Source organism: Thalassobacterium maritimum (assembly GCF_031127805.1).
Classification (GTDB): domain Bacteria; phylum Verrucomicrobiota; class Verrucomicrobiia; order Opitutales; family Coraliomargaritaceae; genus Thalassobacterium; species Thalassobacterium maritimum.
In genome coordinates this window covers 155,048-175,659 of the sequence record NZ_JARXHW010000004.1, presented here as the reverse complement: position 1 = coordinate 175,659, position 20,612 = coordinate 155,048, and the positions used below count along the sequence as shown (strand labels likewise).

Genomic DNA, 20,612 nt, shown 5'->3' with positions numbered 1-20,612 from the left:
ACCCCGTATCCGCAGCCAAGCAGGCAACTAAGCCAGGCGTCTGACCGGGTCTGAAGACCCCGGCTACGTGTCCCCGCACTTTCAATCACACCCTAGATGAGGAGACGCTTACCATTCGCGGTGGACGTTTCACTACGATCGCAAACCAGGAAGAGTCGAAGTACAAGTATTACGCACGAGGCATCGCAATCAAGCGTTCCAATGTTCTAGTCGATGGGGTCGAGCATCACATCACTGGCGAAGGTGACCATGGCGCTCCCTATCGTGGCTTTTTAACGGTCAGCGACTGTTCTTACGTGACGATCCGCAACACGACGCTGACTGGCCACAAAACATACCGAACCATTGGTTCAGCAGGCGTTCCAGTTTCAATGGGGTCCTATGATTTTTCAGCTCTTCGCGCTCTCAATGTCAGCTTAGTGAACTGTAATCAGACAAATGACATTGATGATCGTACTTACTGGGGAATCATGGGGTCGAACTACAGCAAGAATCTTGTTTATGACAATTGCAGCTTTTCCCGGTTCGATGCGCACAAGGGGGTGGTAAATGCCACGATCCGAAACTCAACCCTCGGGCACATGGGCATCAATGCAATTGGCAGTGGGCTTTTGACCGTAGAGAACACGACTATCCGCGGAAGAAACCTCATCAACTTGCGCCCTGACTATGGTAGCACATGGGAGGGAGAGGTCATCCTGCGTAACTGTGTTTTTGCGCCGGTCAAAAGCGAAGATTATAGCCTATCCCTGATTGGTGGTCGAAATTCGGGGCAACATGATTTTGGCTATACTTGTTACATGCCGGCAAAAATCACGATTGAAACGCTTCACATCGATGATTCCAAGCATTCGGGGGATCGTCCCGGTCCTGTCATTTTTGCTGATTTCAATCCTGAAATGATAGACGATTCATATCCGCAGGCCTTCCCATATGTCGTGACCCAAGACGTCATGATCGAGAATGTGACCATTGCTAGCGGCAAAGATTTGAGAATCAGCGACAATCCATACTTATTTAAAGATGTGACGATTCAGGCCACTAAATAACTGAACTTTAGCTCTCGCGGGCGACAAGAACGTATCCAGAGTGCGCTGCCTTGGAGGAGCTTTTGATTACTATGCTTCTTCCTCTTTGGGCTGAGCACCGTGGAGCACGTCTTCGAGCTCTAGGCCGGTCATGGCTTTGATGCCTTTGAGTAATTGCATCAGCGCGACCATCATGATCGCCATGCTGGGGATCGCGATAACGGGCCAGCTCCAAGCCATCATCTTACTGACTTCGGAGTTAAAGGCATCGGTGCCACTGGGGCTGACGACGATCCAGCGGGCTAAAAAGTAGTTGAGCACGCCGCTGAGTAGAAAGGAGGCCGCAAGTAACCAAGTGCATCGTACCAGGAGTTTTTCGAAAGCGCTTTCAGACTGATGCTCTACGAGGGCTTGGTGCACCTTGTCGACGTCGATGATCTCTGGATTATACAGTAGGGTGCGAATGAGAGGATAGGGGGTCTTGAGCGAGATGAGCACTGCCAAGCCTAATAGCAAAGGAATCGCGGCTTCTTTGACTGCAAACCACTCGGTTGGGATTTCGAGAATACCAATGCCGCCGGTGAGTAGCACGCTGATCAGCCCTAGGATGGAAAAGACATTGTATTTGGAGCGCTTAATGTAGTCGTAGATGAAGTAAGCGACTGGAAAGGTCATCGCGATCAGTAAGATGCCGACGGCTACATTCTCAAAATAGGGCTCTAAATAGGGGCCTAGCCACTGCTTGCCCTTGTTGAGTAGCAGGATGGGCAGGATCAAATTAAAGCCCAGGTTCAGAAAGGTATTTTCCTTTTTGACGGGCTGCTTCTCCGTGGGTTGCGGATTTTTTGAAATAGGTGAGTTGCTGGGTTGCGAATTAGGCATGAGTTCGCCTAGAGTTTTAAGGCTTATGTCGAACGCAAGCTCTATTCGTTGTCTTATCACTGCGGGCCCGACCCGTGAATTTATCGATCCGGTGCGCTTTATTAGCAATCCATCGACTGGAAAAATGGGCTTTGCCCTCGCCGAGGCCGCTCTGGAAGCGGGATGGAACGTTGATCTGGTCGCCGGGCCGGTAGTCTTGGAGGAGCCGGATGGGGCGATTCTTTATCCGGTGGTGACCGCGGAAGAAATGTTTCATCAAGTTGATGCGCTCTTCGATGCCTGTGATGTGCTGATTATGACGGCCGCGGTGAGTGATTTTCGCCCCGTCATCCAGCATGCGAAAAAGGAAAAAAAGGATATGGCCTCGATGAGCATCGAGTTTGAGCGCACCACCGATATTTTAAAGACAATGACCGATCGCAAATCCCATCAAACCGTGGTTGGCTTTGCGGCTGAGACGAACGATGTGGTGACTTATGCGAAAGAGAAACTGTTGTCGAAGAATCTCGATTTTGTTGTGGCCAATGAAGTCGGCCAGCCCGGTGTTGGCTTTGCCGCGGATACCAATGAGGTGCTTTTGATCGCTGCGGACGGGAGCTCCGTAAAATTAGGTCCGAGCACGAAAGCAGCGATTGCCAAGGAATTAATTCAGCTGGTAACGCCGAGTGCGTAATGCCGAGAGCTTAGTTTCTCCCTGAATCATCATGCTATGAAAACCACTGGACTTGAAAAAATCCTCGGACGTATAGAGGACCTGGATTCTGTGAATCTGGGCATCTTAGTGCAGCGCTTGGCGCGCGAGCGTAAGATGCAAGAGACTGTCTTTAATACGATTCACGACGGCATCTTGGTAATCGATTCGGATGGGGTGGTGCAATATGCGAACAACGCAGCTCTATTGTTGATTGGTTTAAAGGAGAACGATATCGGAGTGACGCGCTTGTGGAAAATGGTGCCAGACCTCGCAAAATCCATCCATAGTGAGACCGTGGGCGGGATTCAGAAGTCGGGGCCAGTGCTCTCGCGCGAGATTGAGCTCAGCTATCCGGAGCACCGCGTGGTGCGGCTGTACATGGTGCCGATCGATGCGCAGGTGGGGCACGACGACTCGGGTGGCTATGTGATTGTATTGTCCGACATTACGGAAGAGCGCGTCTCGATGGAGGAACGCATCGAAAGCGAGCGTACTTCGTCTATTGTTCGCTTAGCGGCGGGCGTTGCGCATGAACTCGGGAATCCGCTCAATTCGTTGACGATTCACTTGCAGTTGATTGAGCGCAAACTCAAGAAATTGAGCGAGCAAAAGGATGCAGCGAAGCTGGCGGAGTCGCTGCAGGTCTGTCAAGGTGAGGTGCAACGATTGGATGGTATTATTACTCACTTTCTAGAGGCCGTGCGTCCACAGAAGCCTGAGCTCAATGAGCTGGATCTGTTGGCCCTGGTGGAAGAGGTGTTGCGGGTGCAAGAGGTCGAGCTCAGTGATCGGCTATTGGATGTTAAAGTTGAAGTGAGTGATGATTTACCTACGATCTTGGGCGACCGTGGGCAGATCAAACAGGTCTTTTTCAATTTAATTAAGAATGCCATGGAGGCGATGCAGGCGGGGGGCAGCTTACGTGTGCTGGCGCGACGCGACGCGGATCACGTCTACGTGCAATTTGTGGATACGGGTTCTGGCATATCGGAAGAAGACTTGTCTAAAGTTTTCCAAGCCTACTATACCACCAAGAAGGAAGGGCATGGTCTGGGGATGATGATTGTCGAGCGGATCATGCGAGAGCATGGAGGCTGTATTAATATCGAATCTCACAAAGACAAGGGGACGGCTATTACGCTGCAGTTTCCGCGGCAGTTGCGGCGCACACGACTATTGGAGTAGTCGTGTGCACGGCCATATGTGTCAATCGGGTGAAGCTTTTCGGCAAAGTATTGACAAATCGGCCGCATCGATTACTTGCATAAGTCCCAGATGGGCAATGGTCTTAAATTTCGAGTCCTGGTTTTGAATCGGTTGTGGCAACCGGTTAATATTGTTGGTGTCGAACGCGCTTTTAGTCTTTTGCTACAAGACCATGCGCAGGTTATTTATACGGGCGACGAGAATTTTCGTATGATGGATTCGGCCGCATGGCTGCAATTTTCGGAGGAGTCCGTGCCTGCGAAGGATGAGACTTGTATTCAAACCGTTCGGCTTCGGATACGTGTGCCTAAGGTGCTTTTGTTGCGTACATATGATCAGTTGCCATTGAAAGAAATTCAATTCAACCGCGACAATCTATTCGAGCGGGATGACTACCGTTGCCAATACTGTGGGCAACATTTCGATGCGCAGCATTTAAATATGGATCATGTGATCCCGCGTGACCGCGGGGGGCGCACCTCGTGGGAGAATATTGTGACTTCCTGTATCAAGTGTAACTCTCGTAAGGCCAATCGTTTGCCGCACCAAGCGAATATGCACTTGATTCGTAAGCCTGAGCGTCCGCGCTGGCGCCCTTTTGTGAGCTCATTGATCGGGCAGAGCTACGATCGGGACTGGGATCATTTCTTGAATCTTAAGAAGCCTGCCTGAGAAGAGCTGCGTGTTTGAATGGCGTCTGGATCGTAATTAGGATTAGGCAGGGCTTGCTGGGCATCGACTAGTCGCAGGCGTGCTTCCATAGTTTGAATCATTTGGGCCGCCTTTTCTGGCATTTTTTGGATCAAGTTGTCCGACTCTGAGAGATCGCTGGACAAATCGAAGAGTTGATAGCTCTCCGATTCGAGGTCTTTGATAAGTTTGTAGTGCTCCATTATAATCGCGCTTTGGGGTTTTTGTCGCGGGCCCAATCCGTAGTGTGGATAGTGGAAGAGAAAAACTCTCTGTGCTCGTTTGAAGCCGCTGGCATCGTTGCGAGCGAGTGCTGCCAAGCTGGAACCGTCTGTGTCTGCTGGAGTATCGATGCCTGCCCATTCGCTGAAAGTGCTAAATAGGTCACAGCCAGTGACCGCTTGCGCGCAATGGCTATTACTTGGGACATCGGGGCCGCGAATAATTAAAGGTACGCGAATGCCGCCTTCGTAGAGGCTGCCCTTGCCGCCATTGAGAGGGCTGTTGCGTGATTCCCGCGGTTTGCTGCTGGCACCGTTGTCCGACATGAAGACGACGTAGGTATTCTTAGAAAGGCCTAGGCTTTCGATGTGTTGTAGTAATTGCCCGATACTGTTGTCCAAGTCATAGGTCATCGCGGCATAATCGATGTCGTTGTGACGGCTGCCTGCGGGCATTTGAGCAAATTTCGCCCTGGAAGTCGCGAGTGCTTCAATCGGGGAGTGCACTGCATAATGCGATAGCTGCAGGTAGAAGGGCGTGCCTGTGTGTGATTGTTCGCTGATGAAGGCCATGGCGCGCTTTGTGAGGCCAAAGACGTCTTTGGGGCCGTCTTGCACGTCGGGCATTTGATTGCCAGAATTACCATCGTGCACATCGAAGCCATGTACGCTGGGGCTGTTTTTGCCGATATGCCATTTACCAAAGTGAGCCGTGGTGTAGCCTTGTTGCTGGAGCGCTTCAGCAATCGTGAATGCGTCCTCCGGCAGTTCTTTCAGATGGCGTGGAGGCGCGAGCTTTTGATAGCTTTGTGTGCGGCTGCCCCCCGGGGTCGTTATGTGAAGCTCTGCGGGTGTTTTACCAGTGAGGATCGCTGCGCGCGACGGCGTGCATAGCGCTGCGGGAGCGTATGCCTGTGAGAAGCGCATGCCTGCTGCAGCGAGTGCGTCGATTTGAGGCGTTTGATAAAAATCACTCTTTGATTCTGGCAGTTCGGGATCCATGAGAGTGGAGCTGCCAGTCCAGCCCATGTCGTCGACTAAAATGAATACGATGTTGGGCGCGGCCTGCAGACTCGTGAAATAGAGTGAGAGCAGGAGTCCATGCAGTAAGTTAAATTTCATTAGTTATATTTTTATTGGGTGACTCGCACGGCCTCACCGCCACGCACTAGGCGCACCATGTTTTGAATTCGAATGGCGTCACCTTGCGGTCCACGGCCTTGTGGGAATTGGGATGCGTCGCCCACCTTCGGGTCGCTGCGCTGAGAGCCAGCACCATGCACGTCCAACCAAGCGCCTTCGCCAGTGAAGCGATCTCGCATATATCCCAGTGAGCGTCCGAACGAGAAGTAGACCGCTTGCGCAGCACCGCGAGTGTTCACATGTGTGCTACTGGTCCAGTAGTTGCCGTAGTCTTTAACGCCCTGTTCATTGATGATTTCAGTGCACTTGAAGAGCGGGTCAATCGCTGCAGAATCTGTTGTATCGGGCGAGCGAGTGTAATCAATGATGCTTTGAAGCTCTTTGGCATTGGGTAAGCGCCAGTCGCTATAGCCCGCATGTTGCATATCTTCCGCATATTTCAATGCGGTCGGCCAGTCCATGCTTTCGCCGCTGTCGGCCTGCATCCAAGTCAATCCAGTGGCGCGGTCTTTAATGGTGCCATCCAAATTGTCGCTGTATTGATTGACGCCATAGTTGGGATTGCCGCGCACGTAGAGCACGTAGAAGGTTTTCTCACGGCCGCGTGGATCGACTAAGCCGTAACCTTTAATGCGTCCATCGGCGAAGTTGACGCCAAAGTCTGTTTTTGCGCCCTTCATGGTGGTGCTCACATATAATGTGCTGCTCGCGAATTGTGAATCGATAATACGTTCGTTTTTGCTTGTGTCACCGTATTCAAAATTAAAATACGAAGTGTCGATGAAGGGCGTCAGTGAGCGGGAGCTGGTGGCTCTTGGATCTGGGTCGGTGCCATTAAATTGTATGAGCGAATACAGCTCTTTGATTGAAGGGAGGCGCCAATCCCTATATCCGCCGACTCGGCATTTGGCCGCAGCTGCCAGTGCGGCAGCATAAGTTTTTTTCGCGCCGGGATCTTGCGTCCACATTAGGCCCGTCACTTGATCGCTAACTGTGCCGTCGTGGTTGTGCTGGTAAGCGGGCGCGTTGCCCGCGTATTGAGCGTCCTGACCGTAATAGCGCTCGCCTGCTGTGGGGGATTCAATCGCTTTAGCTGCATCATAGGCCTGCGCCTGTGCGGTGTCTACGATGGGATAGGTGACCGCAGTCGCGATGTGGGCGATGCTAAGACTCAGAAGTAGGGCGGTGGACAAATGCATAATAAAAATGGGTAAATTCAAATCTTAGATGATGCAGGGGGATCGCGTCAGCCTGGATTAAGTTGCAGGAAATTTCCGGGGGTAATTGCATCGTCACACTGGCTGTCGCCCGCGAGTTACAATTATAGGAGTTCCTAAAAGTCATTTTAGCATGACGGCAAGGGCCGTTGTGTTGGCCCCTCTGTGCATAAAAAAGCCACAGCCGCTATGCGGACTGTGGCTTGGTTGAAATAAACTTTTTAGAGGCGCTTATGCGAGATCTTCTTCAGGAAGGTCGGCATATACTTGGAAGTCGGCGTAGGCTTCATTGCCGTGCTCGCTGATGTCGAGGCCTTCCAGCTCTTCGCTCTCGCTGACACGTAGACCTGTGGTGGCCTTGATCGCTTTGAAGAGTAAGAGTGAGACTGGGAATACGAATGCAAAGACAGCGAGAATACCAATCATTTGGACGCCGATTTGTTTGGTGCCGCCATAAAGTAAGCCGTCGGAGAGCAGGCCCGCATCGATGGCGGTGCTGCCAAATAGGCCGACGGATAGGGTGCCCCAGATGCCACAGATACCGTGCACACTGACGGCCCCCACGGGGTCGTCGACGCGTAGCTTTTGCTCAAAGAAGAGCACTGAAAAGACTACGATGATCCCGCCAATCAAGCCGATCGCCATGGCACCGATGATAGAAACACTACCACAGCAAGCTGTAATACTGACCAGACCCGCGAGCGCTCCGTTCAATGTCATGGACAGGTCGGGCTTACCGAACTTGAGCCAAGTGGACATGGTCGCACCGATACAACCTGTGGCTGCGGCAATCATTGTAACCATCGCGATGTAGGCCATGTCGTCGACTGCGCCCAAAGTGGAGCCTGCATTGAAGCCGAACCAGCCGACGATCAATATGAAGCAGCCCAAGGTGGCTAGTGGCATATTGTGCCCCGGGATCGGGAGAGCTTTGCCCTCTTTGTCAAACTTACCCTTACGAGCGCCGAGCACGATTGCACCTGCGAGGCCCGCCCATGCACCCACAGAGTGGACGACTGTAGAACCTGCATAGTCGCGCATGCCCATGGCGGCGAGCCAGCCGTCGCCACTCCAAATCCAGTGACCAACGATAGGATAGACGAAACAAGTGATTGCGATGGAATAAAAGATGTAGGCGCTGAATTTTGTACGTTCAGCCATCACCCCCGATGCGATAGTCGCCGCAGTCGCGGCGAAAACCACTTGGAATAGCCACTCGGCCGCGACCAGATTCGTGGCTGCTAAATCGTCGCCGACCATCAGGGCGTCTTTCATAAATAAGAAACCGTTGCTCCAACCGAAGATCCCTCCGATGGAATCGCCATACATGAGTGCGTAGCCAACAATGGCAAACGCGACCACCCCGAAGCTAAAGTCGAGCATGTTCTTCATCATGATATTACATGCGTTTTTCGCACGAGTCAGACCAGTCTCGACTAGCGCAAAGCCCGCCTGCATGAAAAAGACCAATACTGCGGCCATGAGATACCAGAGTATATCACCTGTGTTTTGGCTGAGATAACTCGGAGCCTCTGCGACGACTTCTTGTGCCGATAATAAGGTCGGTGCGAGAAGCGTAGTGCCCGCTGCGAGTGAGCTAAGATATATGGATCGAGCTTTAATCATAGTTATTATGGTTGGTTGATTAGAAATTTGCGCTTTGTTGGTCTTTGAAAAATTGCTCGTCGGCCATTGTTTCGAGTAAGTGTTGATTGACCACGTCGCTCTCGCCGTAGTTTTTGATTTCCTCGACTCCGATTGAATTTCGTTGGCTGAGGGCGACGGCATTGCGTAGTAGTCGCACGAGTTTTGCGTAGCTCAGTTCACTGCGGTGCTCCACTAGATGCTCAATTGCGGCATTAGAAATATAATGCACGAGCAGGAAGGGGTGCGCGCAGCGCAGTGTGCCCAGTAAAGTGTGACAGACGGGGGCAATGTCTTCGACCCGCGCACGCAAGGGAGGAATTGTTAGAGTGACTGCTTTCGCTTGGACGGCTTTGAAAGACGCTTCGACACCACGATGGAAGCAGGTCTCTGAGCCGTGTTCATGGGCAATGATCAATTGCATATGAGGATTGCGCAGGTTGTCCAGATACTGCTGAAAGAGCTTAATCTGCTCCATCGACTCTTCGGAAAAATCATCTGTGCGGCCCAAATAGCAGTTTATGGGCTGCTTCGCTTTATTCGCATTTTTTTCCATTTGCTCCAGCTCTTTGATACAGATGTTGTTGCTAGGTATCGTGTGGAGTGGTGTCGCGTCTTGGTTGAATTGATAGTTGAACTCGCGGGCAGCAAGCTCGTGTTCGGCGCCTTCTTCGCCTGTGAGCACCAAAGTGCTACCAGGCGTGCATCCTTCTTTTAGGGCCTGGACGAAGTCTTTGGCTATCGGGCTATAGGCTGCGAGATAGCGTGCGTGGATGTCAACTTTCGGCTTGTTTGCAAATGGCCGGGAGGTCTTAGAACTGCTGCTTGGGCGGTTGCTCCCAAAAGGTGGTCGTGTGCCGTATGACGGACGTGTGCCGAATGGACGCGGGGTTTTGGCGGTGCCTGTTGAGCGGGTGTTGCCAAAGGGAGCTCGAGTTGCCCAACTACGGCTAGAACTGCTTTCGTTGGTGCTATTGCGAAAGGCGTTTTTGAGGCGCGCTTTGGCGCGTTCGGCATGGCTGGGCAAGATAATCAGCGCGGTATAGCCTTGGGCCTTTATTTCGTTACCAGTATTGCTTTCAGAGTAGTGTTGAAAGCCGATTAGATTGGCAGTGGGCTGGGCCGCTTTTAGGCGCTCCAATTCGATTTCTGATAGCTCACAGGAGAGATCGATGAGTAAGTCGCTTGGTGTCTCGGACAGTGCACCTAAAAGTTTTTTAGCATCCTCGTGGAAGGTGGGTGTATAGCCCAGATCGCGTAACAAAAGTGCTAGTTGGCTGCGCGTAGTCCGGTTTGCTGTGAGCACATGCATATTGTCAGTTGCGAGTGGCTATATTAGTAGCGAGTGCCACGGAAGGAGCGGCTTGGACGTGGTCTAGCCACTCGCTCGCCTCTCGCGGGAGCTTTGTTTTCGGGGGCTGGTTCGGGATTCGTGGGTTCTGCTGCGGGGGCCGGTTGTGGCGCTGGTGTAGGAGCGGGAGTCGGTGTCGGCACCGCTGCTTGAGCGGGTTCAGGAGTCGCAGTCTCCTGGACTGGAGGCTCTGCTAGGATCGCGCGCATCTCTCCCACCACTTTAGGAGTGATATGTTTGAGCACGATGTTGGTGACCATGCGTAGGGAGACTAGATTGACGTTCGGGTCGATCGCTACCAGTAGGAACACGTGCCGGCTACGACGCAGGCGTATGTATTTCTGAGGGAATTTTAATAGATAGTCGTCGCAAGGCATGTAATTCTCATCGACAGCTTCGTAGAGCGTTTTGATTCGCCGCGCCAAATCGTCCAAGAAAGAATCTAAAAAGAATTCGGGGAGTGCGTTGTGTAATAAGTTGCCCTTCTTATCTAGGATGCAGGCGCCATCGACTCCTGGGAGCTCTAATACATTTTTAATGATTTTATCGATCATAGTTACTGGTCTAAGTTAATAATTCACCTAGGATTTCATCTACATTAGCACGGCTATGACAGAGCATGCCTAAGCACTCTTCTTCTTGTGGGATACAGACTGCCTTTGTATTGGCACTTTCCAGGTGAACCTCTTCGATCGAGTCCATGCCAAAGGGTTCACCTATCATATCGGCTACTTGAGAAATGTAACTCAATACGCTGCCAAAAACCTCGAGATCATCACTGGTGCTTTCGATGACGGTGCCATTTGAACTACATGCGATCGCGCCGATGAATCCACGCTCTTCTAATTCCGATAGTTCTATATTTTCAAACATGCGTTGGTATTAGCAACGCGCATGCCAACCGTGTCATAAATACTTTTCTACACTGATCTATCGGCACATCATGACGTTTTTGTGACTCTGATGGCTAAAAACTGAGCATTGTTTCATCATTAGATCGTTAAAAATAACTCTAATTGATAAATCCCGTAAGGTTTTCTGATATGAGCTGTAGCTATTTTGGTAGGGAGTATCACGTAGATGCTCAAATTGGATGCATTATAGTGCATGTTGCACCTCACTTAGTCGTCGAGCGGATGATTACGGGAATTTCATGGCGCTCTGGTGTGGCGGCGCTTATTGCGCTACGGCCTTTACTGCATGTGGGGCAAGGCGCTTGTTCGAGTGCATTAGCTCTTAGCGGCCTTTTTCTGGTTTTCTATTCGGAAGCTCCAGATCAGGTATAGAATTGTGCCAATCACAATGCCGCAGTCGGCGATATTGAATGAGGGGTAACGTCCGGTAGGCATGACCCAGGGGATCGTAAATGGGAAATGAAAGTCGAGGAAATCGATTACGTGCCCGTGAATCAAGCGGTCGATCATATTGCCTAAGATACCACCGATCAGCAGTCCAAAGGCCCATTGCATGGGCTTGCGGTACAATTCCAAACTGTGCCGTAGTTTGTAGATCGCGAAGAGCGTGATGAGTGCGAACAAGGCTAAGAGTCCGCCGTAGCCAGATAGCATGCCCCAAGCGGCGCCTTCGTTGCCGATGTGAACGATATAGAAGAAGCCGTCAATCACCGTAATGGCTTCCGGCGGGTAGTAGCTGTCGAGCGCGAGGTTGTTAAAAATCCAAGCTTTAGTGATCTGGTCGAGCACGAAGACAACGATGGCCGACACGAAGAGTAATCGGTAGCGATTGAGTTTACTGAGTGATTGATTGGGCATTAGTTCGAGCGGCCTAAGCTGCCAGTGTTTATTGCAGGTGCAACCCCGCAGTTGTTCAAAATGCGAGGACTGGCAAATACAATGCCAATGCCAATGCCAATGCCTTGTGCGGGGGCCTCGTGCGGGGGCCTAGTGCGGGGGCCTCTGTTGTTTACTTGGGCCCAATCCAACCTTTGCGCCAGAAAAAGATGGCGAGCCCGAGGCTCATCGTTAAACAGCCGCCCCAAAATACGGGGTAGGCGTATTTCCAGCCGAGTTCGGGGATGTGTTCAAAGTTCATGCCGTAAACGCCGGCAAAAAAAGTAATTGGTATGAAGAAACTGGCCATGATCGTGAGCACTTTCATGATTTCGTTCATTTTGTTGCCCACAGAGGTTTGATATAGGTCAGTCAGGCCCGAGGCGGTTTCGCGGTAAGTTTCCAACAAGTCGATGACTTGCATGGTGTGATCTTGCACGTCGCGATAATAGGTCTTGAGCTCGGGGTGGATGAGTTCGGACTCGTCGCGGTAAAGGTTGTCTACTAGTTCGCGTATGGGCCACAGCACCCGGCGCTGCAGGGAGAGGTCGCGCTTCATCGAGAATAGTTTTTGCTGGCTGAGCGCGTTCGGGTCTTCGAGAATCTCGATCTCCATCTCTTCCATGGCGTTGCCATAGGCTTCTAGGATGGGGAATAGGTGGTCGATAATGGAATCGAGGAGTGCGTAGAATAAATAGTCGGCCTGATAGGTGCGAAAGCGTCCAGTGCTCTTTTCCAGGCGTTTACGAACTGGACCAAATACGTCGCCGGGCACTTCTTGAAAGGTGATGAGGGTTTTCTGGAACAGAAAAAAACTGATTTGTTCGTTCTTCAGCTTGTCGTTGGCGAGTTGTAATTGGCGGGCGATGATGATCATGTGATCGTCAAATACCTCCATTTTGGAACGTTGGTAGGTGTGGATGACGTCCTCGGCCGAGAGGGTATGTACGTCATAGTGCTGGCAGACGGCGTTGACGACGCTAGGGCGCAGGCCGTCGATGTTGATCCAGCGCACATGGGGATTTTGTTGTTCCGGTAGTGCTAGTGCCTCGTGGATGTCGTCAAAAGTCGTAGTGTTGTGACCGTCGGGGCCATAATCGATGACTGTGATTCCGACTTTGAGTGAGCTGTCTTCCTGATGGAGATATTGCTCAATGCCTGGAGCGGTGCCTGGTTCTGCGCGTGGCGCGGAGCTATGCGGCTGTCCGATCGGGGAAAAGACGCCCTTGCCCAGATCTAAGATGCTCGAGGTTATAAAACTTGCGGTTTTGGCGATCGCGCCACTAGTGGCATGCGCCACATCTTTGGCGGATTCGATAGGTTGCTTCACAGGGTGTATTTTCGTCAATAACCCATGAATTACAAGCTAAGCTTTTTCCGGCATGTCGCGGAAGAAGATGCCGACCTTGCCCACTCCGCCGACATATTCGCATTCGAGTTTACTGGATATTTCGCTGGAGTACGTTTTGATCGCTTCGCGTTCCGCTTCGAAGCGGACCTTGATTAAGCCGTTTTTCAGCAGGGCTGTTTCAAGTTCGGCCAGCACGCTTTCGCTGAGGCCTTGTTTGCCGACGTGCACGTGTGGTTTGAGTCGTTGGCCGATGCCGCGGAGCTCTTTTTTCTCTGCACTAGTGAGTGGTTCGTTGTTCATGGCGATGGGTATAAAGCCTGATGCGCCCCGTCGACGAGCACAAAAGAATGCTGTTTGTGCGCGCCGACGGGGCGTCGTTGATCAGCTTGCTGCCGGAATGGCTTACAAGCGGCCTTCGATCAGGTGGATCGGCAGTGCTTGCGGTTGTTCTGGGCGAGATTCGATCTCGATGCTGCTGCCTGAGCTGGAGGATTTCTCAAAGGAGTGCATGACTTCCAACGCGTGGTAGGCGAGCGCTCCGCTGGCGCGGTGCGTACGTTGATGATCGCTCAAAATGGCGTAAGCCATATCTGCAGCTCCAATACTGCGGGAATTTTCCAAATAAGGATGGCTGAAGCTTTGCTCTCTCCATTCCTTGGTGGCGGGCGTCCATAGCTCGACGGGGCCTCCGAAGGTATTGGGGTCGGGAGCCTTGAGGGAGCCTTCGGTGCCGTAGAGCTCGATGGGACTGTGTCCGTGCTTATGCACGTCGAAGGAGATGGTCATATTAATCACAGCACCGGAGTGGAATTCGAGCACGCCCGAGTAGTTGGTGGGCACTTCTACCGGTAAGATTCGGCCAAACTGTTCTTTGCAAGTAGCTGTGCGCTGATCAAATGCACGTGAGGTGATCGCGCTGACACGCTTGACGGGGCCGAGTAAGTGGACCAGTGCGGTTATGTAATAGGGGCCCATGTCAAACATGGGGCCCGCGCCGACTTCGTAGAAAAAGGCGGGGTTGGGGTGCCAGCTTTCGGGGCCGCGCGCCATCATGAAAGCGGTGCCGCCTACGACTTTGCCCAGCCAGCCATCATCTAATAGTTTGCGGCAGGTTTGGAAGCCGCCCCCCATGAAGGTGTCGGGCGCACAACCTACGAGTAGGCCTTTGTCTTCGGCGGTTTTTAGAATTTGTGCGGCATCTTCTAGCTCCACTGCCAATGGCTTTTCACTGTAGACGTGTTTGCCTGCGTTGAGCGCCTTGAGGCTGACTTCTGCGTGCACGGAAGGAATCGTCAAATTGATGACTAGTTCTACTTCTGGATTGGCAAGCAGCTCGTCGACTGTTTGTGCCTGACAGCCGTGTTCTTCGGCTTTGGCGATGGCGGCGTCCATGTTGATGTCCGCGCAGGCGGCGACTTCCAGAACTTCGAAGATGCTGGCACCTTTAAAGTATGCGTTGGCGATATTGCCGCAGCCGATAATGCCGAGGCCGATGGTGGGTTTAGTTGTCATGTTTGGGTAATTTGTTGTTGGACTCTGTGTGGGGGGGGGCGGGATTATTTTGTGCCTTGGGCGATCTTGTTGGAGGTCAGGTATTCGTAGCTTTGTTGGATCGCCTGTAGCATGTCGCCTTCGAAGGCGTCGAGCTCCACTCCGATGTATTCCGCGTGTTGCACGGCTTGATAGGCTGCGAGTAGGTCGACTTGGCCGGTGCCTGCTGCACGGAAGGGAATTGAATCGCTGACCATCACATCGCCGCTTTCAGTCTTGGCGGCCTTGAAGCTTTCTTGGCTGTTGATGATGCCATCTTTGAAGTGGAGCGCCTTGCCACGTGCACCGATCTCTTTGATGAAGGCAGCGGGATCGAGCCCTGCGCGGGCAACCCAGAAGATGTCGGCTTCGTAGAGCACGCTCTCTGGAGTGCGTTCGAGGAAGAGCTGGTGTTTTCGCTGCGAACCAATCAGGCCGAGGTCCCAGTCGTGATTGTGGTAACCGACTTGTAGGCCATGGGCCGCCAAGTTTTCAGCAGCTTCGCAATATAAGTCGGCCGTCGCCTTGATGCTGTCCAAGCTATCGCAGGCTTCTTGGAAGCCTGGAGGGCAGCCTGTGATTAGGTATTTGTGCCCCATCATCAGTGCTTGCTCGATGATCTCATTTTTTTGATCGCCGACCGCTAGCGCGATGTGGGCTGTGGGCGCTTGCAGGCCAAGTTCTTGAAATAGTTTAGCGGCTTTTTCTGCTGTGTAGCCAGGGTAGCCAGCAGGCTCGACGCAGCCGAAACCCATGTCGGCGATGCGGCGAAGGGTGCCTTCGTAGTCGGCTGAGGCTTGATCGCGTACGCTGTAAAGTTGGACGGTGATTTGTGGGGGCATAATTTTGTTCTTTGTGGTATGATTGTCTTAATGTGCTAATAATAGCGTTGAATGAACAATATAACATGCTAAGTTCGAAATGTATATTGACTAAAACTATGATTGAAGGTTCAGGAATATGTCCACGCTTGGTGCAACTTTCCAGCTATACAAGTCCCATTGGTGGATCGAACTGGCCTGCGTTAATCGGAGTCAATAAAATCTGTTTCGAAATCATTCGTGAGGGGGCTGTTTACGCGCCGGAGGCGACTGCGGGCCCAGTATATGGGGCGGGCAGTGTTTTCTGTCACCGGGCTGGGGAGCATACGGTGTCAAGGAGCCCGGAGGGGAGTTATTACAGCTGCTTGGTGGCCTATTTTGAGTATGCCTCGGATGCGAGTCTGCCTGAATGGCCCAGTTATTTTCAATGGGATGATCGGCATGTGATGCATCGCTTTGCAGATGAGATGTTGTATGCGATGCACTCGGCTGCCTTGGGGGCGCAGGTGATCGCAAATTTGCTGTGGGCGCGTTTATTGTTTCAACTCGAGCTGTATCGCCAAATTGTTGATCGTGAGGTGCTGCACCCTAATTTGCATCAAGCGATCGACTATATCAATCTACACTTTGCTGAGCCGATTGGTCTCGATGATATTGCGAAGGCGGCAGACTTGAGTGTCTCGCATCTGCACATGCTCTTTCGGCAGCATATGAAAGAGACCCCGCGACAGTTTTTGATTCAAAAGCGCATGCGTGCAGCGGGGCATGCGCTGGTCACTAGCAATGATTCAATCAAGCTAATTGCCAGTCAGTATGGTTACGCCAATACGGAGAATTTTTGTCGCGCATTTCGCAAGTTTTTCGGGCGTGCTGCCAGCGAATACCGTCGCGCTTATATCGGCGCAGCGAGTCGCAGCAAGCCGTGAGCTGGGATATCAGCTCACGGCCGAATCGTATCTATTTTGTTGCTGCAGTGGTTCTGCATGCGCTGTCGCGGGCAGCGAGGACTAGCTGCAGCCGAGACTGGTGCCGCAGTTGAGGCAGCAGGCACAGGTACCGGTGACTTTGACTTTGCCGCTGCCGCACTCGGGGCAGGTGAGGTTGCCCTCGCTTTGGGTGAGGAACTCTAATTGTTTGGTGTCGATTTGGAGGTCTTCTTTGGGGATGACTGTGCTACTTGGATTTTTGTCCTCGAAGGCATCATCGTCGTCTTGCACCGCGGGGCTCATCTTTTGCTTGTAGCCAGGGATAAATTCCATGCCGAGCTCACGCGCGACGTAGTCGATGACTGACTTGGCAAAGGGGATATGCGGGTTTTTGGTCATGCCTTCCGGTTCAAATCGAACGTGGCTGAATTTTTTGACTAAGGTCTCCAGCGGTACGCCATATTGCAAGCAGAGTGAGACCAGCGTGCCCACAGTGTCCATTAGGCCGTTGATGGTGGAGCCGGCCTTTGCCATTTGGATAAAGACCTCGCCTGGTTGGCCATCGTCAAACTTACCGATGGTGATGTAGCCTTCGGAGCCAGCGATACTGAACTTGTGAGTGATTGACTCGCGGGTATCGGCGAGGCGGCGGCGGTAGGGCTCGGTGACGACTTGCACGTTGCTTTGTTTTGACTCCGCTTTGTCTTGGCGGGTCTTGATCGGGGCCGAGCGCTTGGAGCCGTCGCGATAGATGGCAATGCCTTTGATTCCCTTTTTCCATGCGTGGATATAGGTGTCACGTATTTCTTTGACGGTGGCCTCTTCGGGCATGTTCACGGTTTTGGAAATTGCTCCCGAGAGGAAGGGTTGCACCGCAGCCATCATATCGATGTGCGCAGTGTAGGGCAGGTAGCGCTCTCCCAGGCCTGAGCGGAAAGCCGAATCGAATACGGGGACATGTTCGTCCTTGAGCCCCGATTCGATCGACTTGCCAGAGACTTTGATATTTTCGACGGTGCCGTATTCTTTGACATGGGCGCAGACGCGTTCAATCGCGGCTTGATTGTAGCCGAGGGTTTCCATGGCGAGTGGGATTGATTTAATGGGCAGAGTCATGCAACCGCCCCCGGCAAGTGTTTTATAGGCGACCAAGCCAATTGCAGGCTCCACACCGGTGGTGTCGCAATCCATTAGGAAGCCTATGGTGCCCGTCGGGGCGAGCACGGTGACTTGCGCATTGCGATAGCCATAGCGTTTACCCAGATCGGAGGCTTCTTTCCAGCTGCGAACGGCGAAGTCGACGAGCGGCTGTGGTGAGTGGTGGTCGAGCGCTTCGGCATGACTCTTGTGTAGGTCGATGACTGCCTGCATCGAAGCCACATTGTCCGTTTCCGGTGGATTCGGCACGCCATAGTGTGCCGCTTCATGGTAGCCTGCGAAGGGACCTTTCAGGGCCGCCAATTCCGCGCAGGTCTTATAAGCGACAGCTGTCATCGCAGCAGTGATTGCTTTGGCCAGGCCGAGCCCCTCGTCGGAGGCATAGGGGTAGCCATAGGACATCAGGAGGGCACCGAGATTGGCATAGCCGAGCCCGAGTGTGCGGAACCAGTGGCTATTGTAAGTGATCCCTTCGGTGGGGTAGGAGGAGCGGTCGACGATAATTTCTTGCGCGATGATAAAGATCTTGGCCGCAGCAGCAAAGCGTTCGATGTCGAGTCCACTTGCGGTGCGGAACTTCATTAAATTGAGCGAGGCCAAGTTGCAGGCGGAATTGTCGAGGAACAGATACTCGCTGCAGGGGTTTGTGCAATTTTGGCGTCCAGAGCCCTTGCAGGTGTGCCATTTATGGATGGTGTCGTCAAACTGCATGCCAGGGTCACCACAGATGTGGGTGCCTTCGGCAATCTTGTCTAGTAGGTAGGAGGCATCCTTTTCTTCGCAAGGCTGGCCATCGGTCACTCGACGCGTAAAGAATTTGTTGCCATCGATGGCGGCTTGCATAAAGGCGTCGGACGCGCGTACGGAGAGGTTCTCGTTTTGATATTTAATGGAGGCATAGGCCTCGCCATTAAAGGAGGCATCATAGCCTTCTTCGATCAGGGCCCAGGCTTTGCGCTCTTCCAATTGTTTCGCATGGATGAATTCTTCGATGTCGGGGTGCCAGTCTTTGAGCACGTTCATCTTGGCGGCGCGCCGTGTTTTACCGCCGCTTTTCACCACGCCGGCGACGGCGTCGTAAACCGATAAGAAAGATAGTGGGCCGGAAGGTTTGCCGCCCCCGGAGAGCTTTTCGCGTGTGGAGCGAATACTGGAAAGATCAGTGCCTGAGCCAGAGCCGAATTTAAACAGCATGGCTTCGGAGCGGGCGAGATCCATAATCGAGTCCATGTCGTCGTCGACGTGCTGGATGAAGCATGCAGAGCATTGCGGATACTCATACTGATTGTTGGCGCGCATCACGACCTCGTGCTCCGGATCCCAGTAGAAATTGCCCTTCCCAGAATCTTTACCGACGCCGTAGGCTTGATAGAGGCCTAAATTAAACCAGACGGGAGAGTTGAAGGCGCCAAATTGGTTTACCAGCAGCCATTTGAGCTCATCGTTAAACACTTTGGCTTGTGCCGCATCGGTAAAATAGCCGTCGGCTTGGCCCCATTCGCTGAGGGTATCGGCGACCCGATCGATGACCTGTTTAAAAGAGGATTCGCGGCCGCCGGAGTGAGGATTCGTGCCGTTGTCGATGTCGCCATAGAAATATTTTGAAGATAGAATTTTAGCGGCCAGATCTGAAAAAGCTTCTGGGACCTCGACCTGGTCCTGTTTGAAAATCGCTTTGCCTTTGTCGTCCGTGATCTCAGTGCTGCGGTAGCTCCAAGTGATTTCGTCGTAGGGATGCACCTCTGCGGATGAGAATGTGCGATGGATTGTTAGCTTGTTGGGGTCGGCATTGAGGGATTCTTTTTTCATGCGCGTGAGCGTGTTTTACTATATGTTGTGGTTGTTGGGTGGTTGATGCACTATTTGTGGGGTTTTAGTGCTATCGTTTCCAGCCAACGCTGCACGACGAAAATGTATGTGAGCTCTTGAATTGAGCGCTCGTAGGGTGTGGCATAAGAGTCGCTTATTCTGGGCTGGTTGAACGCTCGGGGGCTGATTTGCAGCCATATTTTAGCGGCTTTGTAGAATTTGCTCCTATTGTAATTTTTACAGTATTAATGTCAGCTTGGAGTGTATGCTGATTTAAAGATTCTGTTCTGCTGCGATGGCGCATAAAAATAGATGCGTTTTTTTTTAACAGCTCACTGACTGTGTTTTTATCAGTGCTAGAGCCGTTTGAATGCATGCATTGGCAGGGCTGATCGTCTGTTCGGGAAATTCATGCTTAGAACTTGGCACGATGGTTGCATAGTGTGAAATGCATGTAAAAATGAGCAGTGCCCCGACTCACCACACCCACTAAACTATACTAGATATGATCAAGAAAACACTCACATTCGCCTTACTGAGCTTATCGCTCTGTGCATCATCGCTGATGGCAACCTATCAATATGGGGATTATGTTGATAGCGAATATGTAAGCTACGACAAAAAAGGTAAGTCCGAGGCGCTGACCGCGGCGACTGATGGCAGTCTGACCCTTGAGTTTGTCAACAGTCAGGATCATTGCGGAACGGATGGCGGCGACATCTCTGAGTGGAAGACGCTGACAGTTAAGTCCACTGACTCTAAGGGGCAGGTCTCGAGTCAAGATATCGAGATTTCCGGCGATTGGGAAAATGGCTCTTTCTTTATCGACATTGGTGAGTTCTCGCAAGGTGACAGTCTGCTTTTCTACGTGACAGACGCTCGCGGGAATACCACAGATATTTCTAAGAATAAGAACAATTATATCGGTTACGAAGAAGGTAAAAAGGGTGTCGAGGATGCCTTTACCTTTGGAGGTAAATACGGCTATAAGGGCAAAAGTAAGGTTGAGTTTGCGTTTCGTGTGAGCGGTACTCAGCCAGCGAGTGGTCAACCGCTGCCGGGGGTGGCTGCATCCATGTTGATGGGGAGTGCTGGTTTATATTGGGTTAAGCGCAGAAAGGCCACGGTGTCTGCTAAGTCGAGCTGCTAGT

18 protein-coding genes and 1 pseudogene are annotated in these 20,612 nt (G+C 52.1%); 6 read left to right on the top strand and 13 right to left on the bottom strand.

Going from position 1 to position 20,612, the window contains the following annotated elements:
* Positions 1 to 92: 92 nt before the first annotated feature.
* A pseudogene (locus QEH52_RS03350) lies at positions 93 to 1,049 on the top strand (hypothetical protein); the annotation flags it as partial.
* 69 nt (positions 1,050 to 1,118) lie between these two features.
* Here the strand turns inward: QEH52_RS03350 and QEH52_RS03345 are convergent.
* Positions 1,119 to 1,910, bottom strand: coding sequence for a VC0807 family protein (locus QEH52_RS03345; RefSeq protein ID WP_308948621.1), 792 nt, complete (start codon positions 1,908 to 1,910; stop codon positions 1,119 to 1,121).
* A gap of 25 nt (positions 1,911 to 1,935) precedes the next feature.
* Between QEH52_RS03345 and QEH52_RS03340 the strand changes: the two genes are divergently transcribed.
* From QEH52_RS03340 to QEH52_RS03330, 3 genes are all read left to right on the top strand, one after another.
* The gene (locus tag QEH52_RS03340) at positions 1,936 to 2,583 is read left to right on the top strand and encodes a phosphopantothenoylcysteine decarboxylase domain-containing protein (protein WP_308948620.1); all 648 of its coding nucleotides are present in this window, start codon (positions 1,936 to 1,938) and stop codon (positions 2,581 to 2,583) included.
* A gap of 36 nt (positions 2,584 to 2,619) precedes the next feature.
* Entirely contained in the window at positions 2,620 to 3,789 is a 1,170-nt protein-coding gene (locus QEH52_RS03335) for a sensor histidine kinase (RefSeq protein WP_308948619.1), read from the top strand.
* A 75-nt stretch (positions 3,790 to 3,864) separates the two neighbouring features.
* Entirely contained in the window at positions 3,865 to 4,482 is a 618-nt protein-coding gene (locus QEH52_RS03330; protein ID WP_308948618.1) for an HNH endonuclease, read from the top strand.
* Here QEH52_RS03330 and QEH52_RS03325 read toward each other — a convergent pair.
* The 11 genes from QEH52_RS03325 to QEH52_RS03275 form a co-directional block, all read right to left on the bottom strand.
* Complete coding sequence (locus QEH52_RS03325; protein WP_308948617.1) at positions 4,452 to 5,843, bottom strand: sulfatase; 1,392 nt, start codon at positions 5,841 to 5,843, stop codon at positions 4,452 to 4,454. The genes QEH52_RS03330 and QEH52_RS03325 overlap by 31 nt on opposite strands.
* Positions 5,844 to 5,854: 11 nt before the next feature.
* Positions 5,855 to 7,063 carry an Lcl C-terminal domain-containing protein gene (locus QEH52_RS03320; RefSeq protein ID WP_308948616.1) on the bottom strand — a complete coding sequence of 403 codons (1,209 nt, stop codon included), beginning with the start codon at positions 7,061 to 7,063 and terminating at the stop codon, positions 5,855 to 5,857.
* Positions 7,064 to 7,312: 249 nt separating this feature from the next.
* Complete coding sequence (locus QEH52_RS03315; RefSeq protein WP_308948615.1) at positions 7,313 to 8,707, bottom strand: ammonium transporter; 1,395 nt, start codon at positions 8,705 to 8,707, stop codon at positions 7,313 to 7,315.
* Between the two features lie 19 nt (positions 8,708 to 8,726).
* Entirely contained in the window at positions 8,727 to 9,989 is a 1,263-nt protein-coding gene (locus tag QEH52_RS03310; RefSeq protein ID WP_308948613.1) for a DNA-binding transcriptional response regulator, read from the bottom strand.
* A 71-nt stretch (positions 9,990 to 10,060) separates the two neighbouring features.
* Positions 10,061 to 10,630, bottom strand: coding sequence for a hypothetical protein (locus QEH52_RS03305; protein ID WP_308948612.1), 570 nt, complete (start codon positions 10,628 to 10,630; stop codon positions 10,061 to 10,063).
* A gap of 10 nt (positions 10,631 to 10,640) precedes the next feature.
* On the bottom strand, positions 10,641 to 10,949 hold the full coding sequence (locus QEH52_RS03300) for a roadblock/LC7 domain-containing protein (protein WP_308948610.1): 309 nt from the start codon (positions 10,947 to 10,949) through the stop codon (positions 10,641 to 10,643).
* Positions 10,950 to 11,305: 356 nt separating this feature from the next.
* Positions 11,306 to 11,848, bottom strand: coding sequence for a signal peptidase II (gene lspA, locus QEH52_RS03295; RefSeq protein WP_308948608.1), 543 nt, complete (start codon positions 11,846 to 11,848; stop codon positions 11,306 to 11,308).
* Positions 11,849 to 11,999: 151 nt separating this feature from the next.
* Positions 12,000 to 13,196 carry a magnesium/cobalt transporter CorA gene (gene corA, locus QEH52_RS03290; RefSeq protein WP_308948606.1) on the bottom strand — a complete coding sequence of 399 codons (1,197 nt, stop codon included), beginning with the start codon at positions 13,194 to 13,196 and terminating at the stop codon, positions 12,000 to 12,002.
* A 36-nt stretch (positions 13,197 to 13,232) separates the two neighbouring features.
* Positions 13,233 to 13,517, bottom strand: coding sequence for a YhbY family RNA-binding protein (locus QEH52_RS03285; protein ID WP_308948605.1), 285 nt, complete (start codon positions 13,515 to 13,517; stop codon positions 13,233 to 13,235).
* A gap of 102 nt (positions 13,518 to 13,619) precedes the next feature.
* Positions 13,620 to 14,729: a Gfo/Idh/MocA family protein gene (locus tag QEH52_RS03280; RefSeq protein WP_308948603.1), complete on the bottom strand. Its 1,110-nt coding sequence runs from the start codon at positions 14,727 to 14,729 to the stop codon at positions 13,620 to 13,622.
* 44 nt (positions 14,730 to 14,773) lie between these two features.
* On the bottom strand, positions 14,774 to 15,589 hold the full coding sequence (locus tag QEH52_RS03275; RefSeq protein WP_308948602.1) for a sugar phosphate isomerase/epimerase family protein: 816 nt from the start codon (positions 15,587 to 15,589) through the stop codon (positions 14,774 to 14,776).
* A gap of 98 nt (positions 15,590 to 15,687) precedes the next feature.
* Here QEH52_RS03275 and QEH52_RS03270 point away from each other — a divergent pair, with 98 nt between their 5' ends.
* Positions 15,688 to 16,494: a helix-turn-helix domain-containing protein gene (locus QEH52_RS03270; protein ID WP_308948599.1), complete on the top strand. Its 807-nt coding sequence runs from the start codon at positions 15,688 to 15,690 to the stop codon at positions 16,492 to 16,494.
* A gap of 81 nt (positions 16,495 to 16,575) precedes the next feature.
* Here QEH52_RS03270 and QEH52_RS03265 read toward each other — a convergent pair whose 3' ends face one another.
* Positions 16,576 to 19,461: a vitamin B12-dependent ribonucleotide reductase gene (locus tag QEH52_RS03265; protein ID WP_308948597.1), complete on the bottom strand. Its 2,886-nt coding sequence runs from the start codon at positions 19,459 to 19,461 to the stop codon at positions 16,576 to 16,578.
* Between the two features lie 505 nt (positions 19,462 to 19,966).
* Here QEH52_RS03265 and QEH52_RS03260 point away from each other — a divergent pair.
* Positions 19,967 to 20,611, top strand: coding sequence for a hypothetical protein (locus tag QEH52_RS03260; RefSeq protein ID WP_308948596.1), 645 nt, complete (start codon positions 19,967 to 19,969; stop codon positions 20,609 to 20,611).
* Position 20,612 lies beyond the last annotated feature (1 nt).